11 protein-coding genes and 1 pseudogene are annotated in these 14,414 nt (G+C 62.5%); 5 read left to right on the plus strand and 7 right to left on the minus strand.

What is annotated here, in order from left to right; all coding sequences use genetic code 11:
- The first annotated feature begins 27 nt into the window (after window positions 1-27).
- Together ubiU and ACFPN2_RS32805 are read left to right on the plus strand one after the other, a co-directional pair.
- On the plus strand, window positions 28-1,059 hold the full coding sequence (gene ubiU, locus ACFPN2_RS32800) for a ubiquinone anaerobic biosynthesis protein UbiU (RefSeq protein WP_380604641.1): 1,032 nt from the start codon (window positions 28-30) through the stop codon (window positions 1,057-1,059).
- Window positions 1,056-1,958 carry a U32 family peptidase gene (locus tag ACFPN2_RS32805; protein WP_380604642.1) on the plus strand — a complete coding sequence of 301 codons (903 nt, stop codon included), beginning with the start codon at window positions 1,056-1,058 and terminating at the stop codon, window positions 1,956-1,958. Before ubiU ends, ACFPN2_RS32805 begins: the two co-directional genes overlap by 4 nt.
- Before the next feature lie 106 nt (window positions 1,959-2,064).
- Here the strand turns inward: ACFPN2_RS32805 and ubiT are convergent.
- A pseudogene (ubiT, locus tag ACFPN2_RS32810) lies at window positions 2,065-2,418 on the minus strand (ubiquinone anaerobic biosynthesis accessory factor UbiT); the annotation flags it as partial.
- 53 nt (window positions 2,419-2,471) lie between these two features.
- On the opposite strand from ubiT, the gene ACFPN2_RS32815 reads away from it, so the two are divergent.
- From ACFPN2_RS32815 to fabB, 3 genes are read left to right on the plus strand one after another with little or no spacing between them, the layout of a single operon-like run.
- Window positions 2,472-3,989, plus strand: a complete 1,518-nt coding sequence (locus tag ACFPN2_RS32815) for a UbiD family decarboxylase (RefSeq protein WP_380604644.1) — start codon at window positions 2,472-2,474, stop codon at window positions 3,987-3,989.
- Window positions 3,990-3,997: 8 nt separating this feature from the next.
- Window positions 3,998-4,582 (plus strand): bifunctional 3-hydroxydecanoyl-ACP dehydratase/trans-2-decenoyl-ACP isomerase, encoded by a 585-nt coding sequence (gene fabA, locus ACFPN2_RS32820; RefSeq protein ID WP_380604646.1) that lies wholly within the window; start codon window positions 3,998-4,000, stop codon window positions 4,580-4,582.
- Window positions 4,582-5,793 (plus strand): beta-ketoacyl-ACP synthase I, encoded by a 1,212-nt coding sequence (gene fabB, locus ACFPN2_RS32825; protein WP_380604648.1) that lies wholly within the window; start codon window positions 4,582-4,584, stop codon window positions 5,791-5,793. Before fabA ends, fabB begins: the two co-directional genes overlap by 1 nt.
- Here the strand turns inward: fabB and ACFPN2_RS32830 are convergent.
- From ACFPN2_RS32830 to ACFPN2_RS32855, 6 genes are all read right to left on the minus strand, one after another.
- Complete coding sequence (locus tag ACFPN2_RS32830; RefSeq protein WP_380604650.1) at window positions 5,778-6,791, minus strand: TerC family protein; 1,014 nt, start codon at window positions 6,789-6,791, stop codon at window positions 5,778-5,780. The two genes, fabB and ACFPN2_RS32830, sit on opposite strands and share 16 nt — an antisense overlap.
- A 241-nt stretch (window positions 6,792-7,032) precedes the next feature.
- Complete coding sequence (locus ACFPN2_RS32835; protein ID WP_380604652.1) at window positions 7,033-8,199, minus strand: NAD(P)/FAD-dependent oxidoreductase; 1,167 nt, start codon at window positions 8,197-8,199, stop codon at window positions 7,033-7,035.
- Window positions 8,200-8,211: 12 nt separating this feature from the next.
- Entirely contained in the window at window positions 8,212-9,489 is a 1,278-nt protein-coding gene (locus ACFPN2_RS32840; RefSeq protein WP_380604654.1) for a dipeptidase, read from the minus strand.
- A 23-nt stretch (window positions 9,490-9,512) separates the two neighbouring features.
- Window positions 9,513-9,992 (minus strand): nuclear transport factor 2 family protein, encoded by a 480-nt coding sequence (locus ACFPN2_RS32845; RefSeq protein WP_380604655.1) that lies wholly within the window; start codon window positions 9,990-9,992, stop codon window positions 9,513-9,515.
- A 9-nt stretch (window positions 9,993-10,001) separates the two neighbouring features.
- Complete coding sequence (locus ACFPN2_RS32850) at window positions 10,002-12,425, minus strand: TonB-dependent receptor plug domain-containing protein (protein WP_380604657.1); 2,424 nt, start codon at window positions 12,423-12,425, stop codon at window positions 10,002-10,004.
- Window positions 12,426-12,834: 409 nt separating this feature from the next.
- The gene (locus ACFPN2_RS32855) at window positions 12,835-14,385 is read right to left on the minus strand and encodes a serine hydrolase (RefSeq protein ID WP_380604659.1); all 1,551 of its coding nucleotides are present in this window, start codon (window positions 14,383-14,385) and stop codon (window positions 12,835-12,837) included.
- Window positions 14,386-14,414: the final 29 nt, after the last annotated feature.

Consider the following 14,414-nt stretch of genomic DNA (forward strand, 5'->3'; position numbering starts at 1 on the left):
TGACGTGCGGACGCGTACCGTTCCGCCATGACTCGCGATACAACACTCGCGCAGCGCACGCCAGTCGAACTGGTGTGCCCGGCGGGAACCCTGCCTGCATTACGTGCCGCTGTCGATCATGGCGCCGACGCTGTCTACATCGGCTTTCGCGGTGAGACGAACGCACGAAATTTTCCCGGCCTCAACTTCGCCTACGAAGACGCGCGCTCGGGTCTCACATACGCGCACGCTCGAGGCGCCCGCGTGTTCGTCGCCCTCAACGTCTATCCAGGCCCGAGCAACTGGCAGGCCGGCATCGACGCGATCGACCAGGCGGCCGATATCGGCGTCGATGCACTCATCCTCGCAGACCCCGGACTCATGGCGTATGCAGCTCAGCATCACCCAGAGCTGCGTCTGCATCTGAGCGTTCAAGGGTCGGCAACCAACTGGCGAGCGATCGAGTTCTATCGTCGTGAGTTCGGCATTCAACGGGCCGTCCTGCCGCGCGTGCTCTCCTGCACTCAGGTTCAGCGACTGATCGCACGCACGTCCGTCGAGATCGAAGTCTTCGGTTTCGGCAGTCTGTGCGTCATGGTCGAAGGCCGCTGCGCACTCTCCTCCTTCGTGACGGGACATTCGCCAAACATGCAGGGCGTGTGCTCGCCGGCGCACGCGGTGCGCTGGGAGGAAACACCGCAGGGACGGCAGTCACGCCTGAACGGCGTATTGATCGATCGCTACGCGCCGGGTGAAGCGGCCGGCTATCCCACGCTCTGCAAAGGCCGCTTCCACGTGAACGACTCGGTCTTTCACGCGTTGGAAGAACCGACCAGCTTGAATGCACTCGACGTTCTCCCACGCCTGGTCGCAAGCGGCGTGCGAGCAATCAAAGTGGAAGGACGACAACGCTCACCCGCCTACGTCGCGCATGTCACGGGGCTGCTCCGTCGCGCGCTCGATGGCTGTCTCGCCACGGGCGAGGACTGGGTTGCTCCTCGCAATATCACTGCGGCACTCGATCATCTCGCCGAAGGGCGCACCCACACGCTGGGCGCGTATCACAGGCCATGGCAATGATGAAACTCGCGGTCGGCCCGATTCTTTACCTTTGGGAGCGCACGGACGCGCTCTCGTTCTATGAGTCGCTGTGCCAGACGCCCGTCGACATCGTTTATCTCGGCGAAGTCGTTTGCAGCAAGCGTCGAGTACTTGAGCGAGACGACTGGCTCGACGTGGCGCACATGCTCACGCAAGCCGGCAAGGAAGTCGTGATCTCCACGCTCGCGCTCATCGAAGCCGAATCCGAGCTGGCCACGCTGGCACGGCAGATCGACAGCGCGCCCCGGCTCTTCGAAGCCAACGATTACGCGGCCGTCGAATATGCGGCTGGCCGTCCCTTCGTCGCCGGCCCGCATCTGAATGTCTACAACACGTCGACTCTCGACCTGCTCGCCCGCCAAGGTGCGCGTCGATGGGTCGCTCCTGTCGAGTTACCGCTCGATACGGTCGCGAAGCTCGCCGCCACTCGCCCGGCCGGACTGGAAATAGAAATGTTCGCGTATGGTCGATTGCCGCTCGCGTTCTCGGCGCGATGCTTCACGGCCCGTTCGCACAATCTCGCCAAGGACGACTGCGGATTCATCTGCGGCTCGTATCCAGACGGGCTCACGCTCTACTCGCGCGAGGAGCAGCCGTTCCTCACGTTGAACGGCATCCAGACCCAATCGGCTTCGGTGCAGAACCTGCACCCTCATGTCTCGTCGTTGCGCGCAGCCGGCGTCGATGTGCTCAGGTTGTCCCCTCACTCTCTGGGGTTCCTCGACGTCGTGCGCGCATTCGACGAGGCCATCAACACTACGAGCGCAGCCGCGTTTCCCGAGCCGTATCTTCCCGGCGGCTACTGCGATGGCTACCTGGGCGGCGCAGCTGGCATAGCTCGGGCAGCACACGAGCGCGGTTTGCGAGCGCCTCCGTAAGTTTCGCGACCGGCGCCGGCAGCACGGCGCGCAAGTGTCCCGGCACATCGTATTCCCAACCATCCAGCAGATTCTTCAGATGCAGCCCCGTTTCCGTTTCGCCCTCCACCGCCAGGCGGCGTTGAAAGAAAAGTGCATCGGGATCTTCCCGCCGCGCGGCCAGCGACGCGAAGTCCCGCAGCGCGCCTCGAAAGGTCACATCGGCGGCGAGGTCCGAGCGTCGCAATCCGTCGGCTGTGATTTCGAACGTGAGCGCGAGCGGCACGTCTTGAACGTGCAGACAGAACCTCTTTCCCGCCAGCTCCGACAGGCGCGGCTCAATGGACTGTCCGCGCATCAGTCGGTTGACGAGAAACGCAATGGCTCGAGAATGAACCGTTGCAGGCGCGAGCCGGAGCAGCGGACTGAGCACGGCGGTGGGATCGGGCACGGACATCTCCAGCGAATGGAATTCGCCCATTCATGCCACGGCCGCGGCCGCATCAGTTTGATCATAGTCAAATCGAAACGCGGATGAGTTACTCGAGCCTGCGCGACTTTCTGCGCGCCTTGGAGCGCAAGGGCGACCTGAAGCGCGTCCCTTTCGCGGTGGATCCGAATCTCGAAATGACGGCGCTGTGTCAGCGCAGCCTTCAAACCGGAGGGCCGGCGCTGTGGTTCGAGCATCCGCGCGGTTCTGACATGCCGGTGCTTGGCAATTTGTTTGGAACGCAGGCGCGAGTCGCCGCCGCGCTCGGCTATGCCGACGTGAAGGAGCTGCGCCATCTCGGCGAACTGCTGAGCGCGCTCAAGGAGCCGCAGTGGCCCGATCGTCCCAGCGCGCTGCTCGAACGACTGCCGACCTTTCTACCGCTGCTCAAAGCGACACCGCGCGTCATCTCGAGTCCACCGTGCCACCAGCATGTGCTGACCGGCGATCAGATCGATCTCGCGCGCTTGCCGATCTGGACCTGTTGGCCTGAAGACGCCGGTCGACTCATCACCTGGGGTCTCGTCGTCACTCGCGGCACTCGCAAGCCGCGTCAGAACGTCGCGATCTATCGTCAGCAAGTGATCGGGCGCAACCGGGTCATCATGCGCTGGCTCCCCCACCGCGGCGGCGCCCTCGACTTTCACGACTGGCAAAAGACTCATCCGGGCAAGCCTTTTCCTGTAGTCGTCGCCATCGGTGCCGATCCCGCGCTGCTCATCGCCGCGACGGCGCCCATCCCGGACAGCGTTTCCGAATATCAGTTCGCGGGGCTGTTGCGTCGTCAGCGGAGCGAGGTTTATCGGACCAGTGTCGGTCTCGACGCGCCCGCCACGGCGGAAATCGTCTTCGAAGGTCACATCATGCCAGGCGATGAAGCGCTCGAAGGACCGTTCGGCGATCACACCGGCTATTACAACTCGCAGGCAACCTTCCCGGTATTCACCATCGATCGCATCTGCCTGCGAGAGCAGGCGTTCTATCACGGCGGCTACATGGGCCGCTCACCCTGGGATGAACCGTCAGTTCTGGCGATGTCTCTGAATGAAATGTTCGTGCCTATGTTGCAGCGGAGCTACCCAGAGATTACAGATTTCTATTTGCCGCCGGAGGCTTGTTCCTATCGGGTCGCCGTGGTGAGCATTCGCAAGTCCTATCCGGGGCATGCGCGCCAGGTGATGCAGGCCGTGTGGTCGTACCTTCGACAGTTCCTTTATATCAAGTTCGTCATCGTCACCGACGACGACGTGAACATCCGCGATTGGCAGGAAGTGATCTGGGCCATCGCCACCCGCGTCGATCCGGCGCGAGACACGCATCTGGTACGCCGGACGCCCATCGATTACCTGGATTTTGCCAGCCCGGTCGCAGGACTGGGCTCCAAGCTCGGCATCGACGCCACCAACAAATGGCCCGCCGAAACCCAACGAACCTGGGGCCGGCCGATCGAGATGACTCGCGAAGTACTGGAGCGCACCGATGCGATGTGGGCCCTGCTGCATGCAAATTCAGCGGGCGCAATTGACTCACGTCAAGATGACCTCGCGCATCGTGCGCTCTAATCGGGCCCATGCACACCACGATCGCCGCCGTCGCCAACACGGCACCGCCCCTTCGTCAATCGTCGTTCTCGAAAGAGGAACTGATCGCCTGCGGTGAAGGCGATCTGTTCGGGCCGAATACGCCCCGTCTGCCGGTCGGCCCCATGCGCATGGTCGATCGCATCACCTGGATATCCTCGCACGGCGGCGCTTACGATCGCGGCGAAGTGCGGGCAGAACTGGATATCGATCCGAGCCTCTGGTTCTTCGATTGTCACTTCCGCGGCGACCCCGTGATGCCGGGTTGTCTCGGGCTCGATGCCATGTGGCAACTGATCGGCTTCTACCTCGCGTGGAGTCAGCACAAGGGGCTCGGCCGTGCGCTGGGGGTCGACGAGGTTCGTTTCTTCGGTCAGGTGTTACCGAGCGTCAGGCGCGTCACGTATCAAATAGACATTCGTCGCGTCATCGTCCGCAAGCTCATCATGATTACCGGCGACGGCACATTGTTTGCGGACGGCGAGCGGATCTACGCTGCACGCGGACTGCGCGTGGGACTGTTCGACGGGCCCGCTCGCATGGGCGGCATGTCACTCACGCCTGGAATCGAATAATGCGGCGGGTGGTCGTGACAGGCATGGGCATCGTCTCCTGCCTCGGGAATGATCTGCAGACCGTCAGCGAATCGTTGCGCATCGGCCGCTCCGGCATTCGAGCGATGCCTCAATACGCCGAGATCGGCTTGCGCAGCCAGATCGCAGGCGTGCCTCAAATCAACACGCAGGATCACGTCGATCGCCGGGACCTACGCTTCATGGGCGACGCCGCGGCATTCGCTGCGATTTCGTTATCGCAGGCCATTCGCGACAGCGGCCTGACTGAAACTCAAGTGAGTCATCCCCGCACCGGCCTGATCGCCGGAAGCGGCGGCGGCTCGCCTGCGAACGTGGTCGAGTCGGCGGACATCGTACGCTCACGCGGTGTGCGCAAGGTTGGAGCAACGCGCGTGCCTCGAACGATGTGCAGTACCGTTGCCGCTTGCCTCGCCACGACGTTTCACATCAAAGGCGTGAGTTACTCCGTGACTTCCGCCTGCGCGACCAGCGCACATTGCATAGGCGCCGCCGCAGAACAAATTCGATGGGGCCACCAGGATGTGATGTTCTGCGGCGGCGGGGAGGAAGAGCATTGGTCGTTGACCGCGCTCTTCGACGCCATGGGTGCGCTCTCCGCCGGTCGCAACGATCGGCCGGAGACAGCCTCACGCGCCTACGACGCACAGCGCGACGGATTCGTCATCGCCAGCGGCGGCGGCATGCTCGTGCTCGAATCGCTCGAGCACGCGAGTGCACGAGGTGCGCCCATCATTGCCGAGCTCGTCGGCTTCGGCGTGACCGCCGATGGTGCCGATATGGTTCAACCTTCCGGTGAAGGTGCGGTTCGTTGCATGCAACAAGCGCTGGCGACCGTGAAGAGCCCGATCGACTATCTCAACGCGCACGGCACCTCAACGCCGCTCGGCGATGCCATCGAGCTCAGAGCGATCAGCGAAGTGTTCGGGGCGCAAATCCCCGCCATCTCTTCGACCAAATCGCTCTCCGGTCATTCGCTCGGCGCCGCCGGTGTGCATGAAGCAATCTACAGCCTGCTCATGCTCCGCGACGGCTTCATGGCGGGCTCAGCAAACATCGAAGAGATCGATCCCGCGTGCGCCCCCTACCCGATCCTGCGCGCCACTCGCGAGCAGCGCATCCAGACGGTCATGTCCAACAGCTTCGGCTTCGGCGGCACCAACGGGACGCTGGTGTTTCAGCGCTTCTCCTGAGGGTCCGGCTTCTTGGCGGCAAACGGATAAGCCGTGCCTTTCTTGTCACTGGGCGGTATCCATGCAGACAGAATCATCGAAGCCGCAAGAATGGCCGCCGTGACGCCGAGCGAGAGGCCGACCGGGATCTTGTAGATGTCGAGCAACAGCATCTTGGTGCCGATGAACAACAGCACGACCGCAAGGCCGTAAGAGAGCAGATGGAAGCGCTCGTGCATACCGGCGAGCAAGAAGTACAGCGCCCGCAGGCCCAGGATTGCGAAGACGTTCGAGGTCAGCACGATGAACGGATCGGTCGTGATGGCGAAGATGGCGGGAATCGAGTCCACCGCGAACACGACATCGACGATGCCGATCAACACCACGACCAGCGCCAGCGGCGTCGCCAGCCGCTTGCCGTCGATGTTTGTGAACAGTCGTTCGCCGTCATAGCCGGGCGCGACACGCATGCGACGACGCAACCATTTCAACGCGGGATTGGATTCGAGATCGGGCTCCTGCCCGGCCGCCCACCACATCTTGATACCGGTGAACACCAGGAAGGCGCCGAACAGATACAGCACCCAGTGAAAGCGCGCGATCAACCAGGCTCCGACCAGGATCATGGCCGCGCGCAACACGATGGCGCCGAGAATGCCGAACATCAACACGCGCTTCTGATACTCCCCCGGCACCGAGAAGTACGTGAAGACCATCAGGAAGACGAAGACGTTGTCGACGGCGAGCGCTTTCTCGACCAGATAACCGGTCGTGAATTCCAGCAGTTTGGTGTTGGCCAGCGCGCGGGTGGCCTCGTCGGGACTTTGCCCCAGGTACCACCACAGCCAGCCGGCGAAGGCCGCGCTGACACCGACCCAGATCAGCGACCACACGAACGCCTCGCGCATCGAGACCTTGTGGGCGCCTTGTTTATTGAGCGCAATGAAGTCGACGACCAGCGCAAGCACCACGAATGCGGCGAATAACCACCACATCAGCGGAGTACCGATAGAGCTCATGAAAGCCTCTCGCGAAAGCCGTCGGCGCGAAACCGGCGTGAATAGGGGGAGGACCACGGCCGCTTCGGTCTTGCCACCCACGCTATGCGTGGTCTGCGGTGCCGGGAAACCTCATCACCCGCGCCGGGTGGCAAGACTCCGTACTGACGACACGGCAGGAGCTGACGCTCCGGCTACTCCCCTCGAGAGGCGGCGCAATTAGACCACAAGCTCATCGGGATAGAGAACTACTTTTGCGAAATTATGCGAACCGCGTCGGCCGGAATGGCGCCAGTACGTCGGGCGCGATCCCGTCCAGGATCTCCTGGGTTGCGAATTGGGCGACGGCCGGCGCGAGCGTAATACCACTGTGAGTCACGGCCAGATACAGATTCCCGACCTTCGGCGCGTAGCCGAGGACCGGAAAACCATCCTGGGGCAACACTCGCAGACCATGGCTCACTCGCTCGATCTTCGCGTCCTTCAAGGTTGGGAAGTACCGAGCCGCGTTCGCGAGGATGCGCTGACCTTGCTGTTGCAGATCGCCGCCTTCGCTCGAGCCTTCGTGACCGCTGCTGCTCACGATACGACCGTCGAGGCTCTGCTTGACGGTACTGGTGGGCGCGAACACCACTGAGTCCAGCAGCTTGGGCTGCGGAGCCGTGTGAATCAGCACGCCGGGCGACGGCACCAACGGCAACTTCACGCCGAGCGAGTTCGCGAGCCATTGACTGCCGATACCGGCCGCCACGACGACGGTGTCGGCCTCGATGTTTCCTTCGTTCGTTTTCACGCCGCGGACTCGATCGCCCGCGACATCGATGCCTGTCACCTCAACGGGAAAGCGCAACGTCGCGCCAAGCGCTTTGGCTCGATCGAGCAGCACGCGAACCGCACCCACCGGATCGACGACGCCCTCCTCTTCATAGACAACTGCACCATCCACGCGGCCCAACGACGCCTTCGGCAGCAACCCTCGCAACTCGCCTTCGTCGACACGTCGACCGGAATAGCCCCACTCCTGACAGATCCGCAGCGTCGACAGTAACTTCTCCGCGGCGGCGTTCTCATCACGCCAGTAAATGGAACCACCCCACTGCAACGGCAAAGCAGCGCCAAACTCCGCTTGCCAACGGCGCCATCCCGCCATGCCTCGCGCATTGAGGTCGAAGTACGGTCGTGACGACGACTTCGTCGAAGCGTTGAGATAAGCGAACGAATCGCCGGTCGTGCCGCTCGCCGGTGCAGTCTTCTCGAGGAGGGTGACTTTCGCCCCTCGTCGAGCCAGGTGATACGAAATGGCCGCACCGAGAATGCCGGCCCCGATCACCACCACGCGATCGCCTGATCGCGCGGCGCGGGCGGATGAGCCGTAGGCCGCGGCGACCGCCGTGGCCCCCAGGAGCTGAAGAACGTTACGTCGATGCATGGCCGATCTCGATCAGGACTTGGCGAGCGACTGAACCTTTTCCCACACGCGCAGGAAATTGCCGCCCCACAATTTGGCGATCTGCTCCTGCGAGTAGCCCCGTCGCAGCAGCTCCGCCGTGACGTTCAACGACTCGCCCTCGTTATTCCAGCCCGTGACGCCGCCGCCATGGTTGAAGTCCGAAGAGATGCCGACGTGGTCGATGCCAATCTTCTTCACGACGTAGTCGATCTGATTCACGTATTCCTCGAGTGAGGCGCGGTACTCGGCCGACCCCGTCACATCGTGGAACTCCTCGCTGTACTTGGCGAACGTCTCTCGAGACAGCACTTTCACGCCCTTCTCGGTGAGCGGCTGCACGCCCGCGATGTTGGCTTCCTGAGGCACACCATACTTCGCACGAATCTCGTTGAGCTTACGTTGTGCCTCCGCAGGCAACGGCCGCACCCACGTGCTGTAGGCATTGACCGCGACCACGCCACCGTTCTTCTTGATCGCCAGCAACTGCTCGTCGCTAAGGTTGCGCGGGTGATCGATGATGGCTCGTGCATTCGAATGCGACGCGACGACCGGCGCCTTCGTGAGACTCAGCACTTGCGCCAGCGCGTTGCCCGACAGCTGCGACACGTCGATGACGACGCCAAGCTCGTTGAGACGCGCGACCGCCTTCTTGCCCAGCTCCGACAGACCCTTGTGCTCATCGAGCTTGTCGCCGAGCAACAGGTGAGGACGCGAGGAGTCGGCGAGATCGTTGTTGCCGTTGTGAGTGAAACCGAACAGCCGCACGCCCTTGGCCTGCCAGGCATTGATCTGCGACAGATCGTTGCCGATCAGACTGCCGTTGAGAATGCTCAGCACGATGGCGAACTTGCCCGACTTCTCGATGCGTCGGACGTCGGCCGGCGTATAGGCGATCTCGGCGCGGTCGGGATATTTCTTGGCGATCGATGTGAGGATTTCGTATTTCTGCTCGGCCTTCGCACGCGCCTGTTGCACGCCTTCAGCGGTTCGCGCCCCTTGCGGAACGAAGATCGCGATGGCCGCGCCCTTGAGAATGCCCTGCTCCACCTTGGGCAGATCGAACTGCGACTCGCCATTGTTGGCCGCATCGAGCGCGCCGGCGCCGAACTCGAACGGGATGTCCAGATGATTGTCGAACGTGACAATCTGCTTGTGAATCGCGGCGGCCTTCTGCAGGTTGTCCGCAGACGGTGCCGCGAAAGAGGTCGTTGCCACGAGCAGCGCCACAGCGAGCCCGACACGTGACTTACGAATGAGTGAACTATGCATGGTCGTGAGTCTCCGAGTCGTGATTACGGCAAGCGGGTCAGCTGGCGGGCAATCAACTGCCAGCCTTGCGGGCCCTTGGTCCAAACATCCAAACCGGCGAGCTTGGCGACGCGCGGCTCGCTGCCTTTCTCGGCCACGTGGAACGCAAAGCCTCCGGTGACGAAGGCGGTGTTGCCGTAGACGCGAACCGCGATGTCGGTGAGATCGACATCGGTGAAGTCGCGGTTCGGCACGATGGTGCGATCGATCTGCTCTTTCTTGGTCAGCACCGCACCGTCGGTATGCCCGTAGGACAGATCGGCGTGGTACGCGCGTTCCAAACCGGCGCGATCTTTCTTGATCACCGCCTGCTTCCACTGCTCGACCGCTTGCAGCACCTCGCGGCGCTGTTCAGGCGACACTTTTTCTTTTACAGGCGTGCTGTGTTCCGCTGCCTGGACAACAACTACAGGCGACAGCAAGGTCAGCGCCACGAGCACGGGCTTGATGGAAAATTTGTTCATGGCTCTCACTCAGAAGGAAAAGTTGAAACGCGCGTAGTAGACCGCGCCGGCGCCGCCTTCGGGCGACAGGTTCGAATACAACGAGACCACCGGGTTACGCAGCGCCGGCAGCACCTTGTCCGGATGGCTGTCGAACAGGTTGTTCACGCCGAGCGTCGCGTTGAAGGCATCGCTGAAGCGATAGTCCGCGCTCAGGTTGACGACGTACTGTTCGCCGTACGTCTGATCGAGCGCCGGATTGCTGGTATGGAATGTTTTGTACGTTCCATAGCGAAGGCCCGCCAGGTGCGCGCTGAAGCTGTCGAACGAATAGTCCGCCGCCAGGCGCACGAACGAGGTCGGATTGGCCTGCTCGATGATGCCGGCGCTCTCGCGACCGATCAGCACCAGGTTGCTGCCAGCCAGAACGCTCGGCGTCGGCTTGCGACCCGTGATCTCCGTTTCGTTGCGGTTGTAACCCAGGCTGAAATTGAGATCGTGTCCGCCGCCGAAGGTGAATCCATAGCGGCCCGTGACATCCAGACCGCGCGTGCGGGTGTCCGCAGCGTTGGTGAAGTACTGCAAGCCGGAGAACGTCGAGAAGCCGGCGGCATTTAGCGCCGCTGTCACCAACGGACCGGACAACACTTCCGACAACACGATGCGATCGTCGATGTCGATCTGATACACGTCGGCCGTCAGCGAGGCATGACTGGTCGGCGTCCAGACCAGACCGGTCGAGAAGTTGACCGACTCTTCCGGCGTCAGGCTGGTCGCACCGAGCGCACGCGCGAGCGCGCTATCCACTCGAGCGAGACGATTGGTGGCCAACACGCCATTCGTGATGTTTGGAATGGTGCGCGAATACGCCGACTGACCCAACGACGGCGCGCGATAGCCCGTGCTCGCGCTGCCACGCCAGGCGAGGCTCGGCAGCACTTCGTAACGCAATGCCAGTCGGCCGTTGGTCGTGGAGCCGAAGTCGGAGTAGTGCTCGCTACGACCCGACAGCGTGACTCTGAGCTTTTCGGTGAGCTCGTTCTCAAACTCCACGTACGCGCCTTCGACATCGCGACTCAATCGTCCGGCGTCATCCGGCGAGAAGCCACCGAAGCCTTGCGAGGCTGGCGTCGCGACTCGGCCTGCGTTCGGGCCGTCGATGATGCGCACGCCGCCGTTCGCCCACGACCCGTAGTCGCCTTCGAACACTTCATAACTTTCGTGGCGATACGTCACACCGGCCGCGACCTTCAACGGTGCCGACAACACCGGCACGTCGAACGAATGGGTCCAGTCCAGGTTCACGCTACTCTGGACATTGAGCAAGTCACCCGTATCGAAACGCGTGCCGCTGGCGGTGCCGAGGCTCGCGTTGTTCGTGTTCCACACCACGCTCTCGACCCGGTTGCGACCGTACGTCGCGCTCAGATCGAACGCACCGAGCGCATCGGAGCCGAACCTTGCGCCGACCGTTGCCGACGCGTCCTGGGACTTGATGTCCAGGAACGGCTGGAACCCGTCGGGAAACAGCGCGCGAACCGTTTGATCCGAGTTGGGCTGGCGCAAATTGCCGAAGCCGTGATCCTCGCGCCAACCGTACGAGCCAAAGCCATACAAGGTCGCCCAACCGATCGTGCTCTCGGCGTTGACGAAGAGGTTGTAGCGCTTGGAAGCGCCGCTGCCATAGAACCAGTCGCGATTATCGTAGGTCGATTCGCGCGGATCGTTGGCGAAGTACATCTGACGCGTGTCGAGCGTCGACAGCCGCGTGGCGTCGATATCCCATGCGTCGAACGAGACCGTGACGAAACCGTCGCCGGGCAGCGTCGAGCCGAGACTGCCGCCGACCGAGTAGGTATCGCCATCGCCCTTCGCGTTCTTCGAGAACTGCGCGGACAGATCCGAACCTTCGGTGCTTTCCTTGAGCACGATATTGACGACGCCCGCGACCGCATCCGAGCCGTACTGCGCGGACGCGCCATCGAGCAGCACTTCAACGCGCTCGATGGCGTTCAAGGGAATGCTGTTCAAGTCGACCGTCTGAGCGCCTTTGGTCACACCGGTGGACGCATTGAGTTGCGCCGACGCGTGACGCCGCTTGCCATTGACCAGCACCAATGTTTGGTCGGCCGCGAGGCCTCTCAGCGCGACGCCTTTAACGAAGCTCGCCGCGTTGCTCGACGCTGCCGACGTCGGGAAGCTGAAAGATGGCACCGTGGACTGCAACGCTTCACTGAGCGTTCGCGCGCCGCTCTCAGCGAGATCGGCGCCGCTCACGACCTGAACCGGCGCGGCGCTGTTGAGCACCGTCGCCTCGCCGCTGCGCGAGCCGATCACGACGACCGTATCCACTTCCGATGGCGCTACTGTCGAGTCGCCTGCATCGCTGTCTTGCGCGCATGCCTCGGTCGCCATGAGTGCTGCGCCATTGAGCGCCAGCAGCGTTGAGATCACCAACCTCAGTGAGGCTTTGCCCGAACTACGAGAATCATGCTGAGACATTTTGCTAACAACCACTCGATACGAAGAACGATGTCGATGCGCACTGTTGCCGCGAGCAAAAGCAGCCCGTCGAGCACGACTCCTCGAGAGAGTCGCGACCGCGTTAATCGATCCTTCGATGAATAGGCGCTGCGCTGGACGAGGTTCCGATGCTGGAACTAGCGGGCGCCCGGCGTTTGCCGTGGCGTGAGAATTACATTGCGTAGCGATCCTAACGTCGGCAAATCGCCGTCGCCACGCTGCGCTGTTTTCAGATGGGGATGGAGTGGAATGTGACCGGGCTGTGACCTGTCAACAACCGGTTATCAACTGAAATCCGCTGCGCTTGCGCAAACTGGAGAGCGCAAACGCTTGGGCGCGGCTACTTCAGCCGCTTGAAGACTGAGCCGGTGCTGAAGTCGAAACCGACGATTTGCCCGCGCGCATCGAGCCGAAAGCTCACAAAGAAATTTCGTGATGCCATTTCGTAAGGCCAGCGCGGCTTGGCCTCGAACTGATCTTGATGCCAGTGACTCAGGTCGTACTGCATGCGGCCGGCATCGATCACTAGCTTGCCATTGTCGACATGAACTCGTGCCTCGCCGAACGCGCCATTGTCGGCGAAGGTACCGGTGTATCGATCGAGCGGCAACGAGGGCTTGGTGCCTTTGAGGCGACCGGCTTCCAACTCGGAGCGGCGCTTCTTGCCAGCCTCGGCATCGGCGACAGCCATCCGCCGGAAGCTCTCGCTCCATCGGTTCGATACACCGCGACCCAACGCGGCATCGACCATCGTCTGGAATGCAGCCATCGCCAGCAACGACTGATCGGCGTTCGTGAGCACGACGATGCCGATGTTGTCGTCCGGCAAGAAACCCATGAAGGTGCGAAAGCCATCGATGCCGCCGGCATGCGAGACGACGTCGTGACCGCGATACGTGTGTGTCGTCCAGCCCATCGCATACGCCGGGTGACGAAACGCGTCGTCGCCCTCGCCTGCCGCTTCCGACCAGGCACTACCCGCGAAGCGCCCTCGCTCCGGCGTCTGCGGCGTGCGAGTTTCCTTCAAGGCTGCAAAAGGCAGGAGCGCTTTGCCGTTGACGGCGCCATCGTTGAGCTGAAACTGCAGCCACAGCCCCAGATCGTGAGCGGTCGAATTCACGCCGCCGGCGGGCAGCGCGTTGTAGTCCTCGTAGATCCAATCGATGGGCTGCTTCCGTCCCTGGACGGTGATGTGCGGAGACGCTGCGTTGCTGTCTGCACGCGCCACCGTGTGATCCGCGTTCGTGCGGGTCATGCCGATCGGCTTCCAGAACATGTCGGCGGCGAACGCTTCCCACGGCTCGGCCGTGACGGTCGCGACGACTTCGCCGATGGCCGTGTATGAATCTGTCGTGTACAGGTACTCGCTGCGCAAGGGATGACGCTGTTCGAGGAACCGAATGCGACGAACATGGTCCGCCCGATTGGCACTGACGCGGCGGAACGTATATTCCGAGCTGCCGAATCCGCTGCGCATGCTGAGCAGATCGCGCAACGTGACTTCCGGCGTGTCGCGTTCACGGGGCATCGCGAACCACGGCAAATGTCGGATCACCGGGTCGTCCCAGTTCATGCGACCGTCCGCGACCAGCTTCGCGACCGTGGCAGAAGCAAAGCTCTTGGACAACGACGCGATACCGAACAGCGTGCGCTCGTCGACAGGCTGCTTGCTGCGAAGGTCGCGGACACCAAAGCCTTTCTCGTGAACGATGCCGTCGCGGGTGACGAGCGCAATCGCCATGCCCGGCTGGTCCCACTCCTTCAGTATGGTCGCCATCCGGGCGTCGATGTCCGCGATGGGCAGTGCCGGGTCGCTGGCCAATGCGGGAACGGCGACGAACGTCGCCACGACGAGTGCGAATCGAACCAGGAACCGCGCAGATGTTTGCATGAGGCCCTTTTAGACGCGGGTTGCGAGAG

The sequence above is a fragment of the Steroidobacter flavus genome (genome assembly GCF_042651805.1).
Lineage (GTDB): Bacteria > Pseudomonadota > Gammaproteobacteria > Steroidobacterales > Steroidobacteraceae > Steroidobacter > Steroidobacter flavus.

Bases quoted from the DNA above. Each gene is read 5' to 3' on its own strand.
- ACFPN2_RS32835 (WP_380604652.1), bottom strand. From the start codon at position 8,199: ATGCATCGACGTAACGTTCTTCAGCTCCTGGGGGCCACGGCGGTCGCC.
- ACFPN2_RS32845 (WP_380604655.1), bottom strand. From the start codon at position 9,992: ATGAACAAATTTTCCATCAAGCCCGTGCTCGTGGCGCTGACCTTGCTG.
- fabA (WP_380604646.1), top strand. From the start codon at position 3,998: ATGCACACCACGATCGCCGCCGTCGCCAACACGGCACCGCCCCTTCGT.
- ACFPN2_RS32840 (WP_380604654.1), bottom strand. From the start codon at position 9,489: ATGCATAGTTCACTCATTCGTAAGTCACGTGTCGGGCTCGCTGTGGCG.
- ACFPN2_RS32815 (WP_380604644.1), top strand. From the start codon at position 2,472: ATGAGTTACTCGAGCCTGCGCGACTTTCTGCGCGCCTTGGAGCGCAAG.
- ACFPN2_RS32855 (WP_380604659.1), bottom strand. From the start codon at position 14,385: ATGCAAACATCTGCGCGGTTCCTGGTTCGATTCGCACTCGTCGTGGCG.
- ACFPN2_RS32805 (WP_380604642.1), top strand. From the start codon at position 1,056: ATGATGAAACTCGCGGTCGGCCCGATTCTTTACCTTTGGGAGCGCACG.
- fabB (WP_380604648.1), top strand. From the start codon at position 4,582: ATGCGGCGGGTGGTCGTGACAGGCATGGGCATCGTCTCCTGCCTCGGG.
- ACFPN2_RS32830 (WP_380604650.1), bottom strand. From the start codon at position 6,791: ATGAGCTCTATCGGTACTCCGCTGATGTGGTGGTTATTCGCCGCATTC.
- ubiU (WP_380604641.1), top strand. From the start codon at position 28: ATGACTCGCGATACAACACTCGCGCAGCGCACGCCAGTCGAACTGGTG.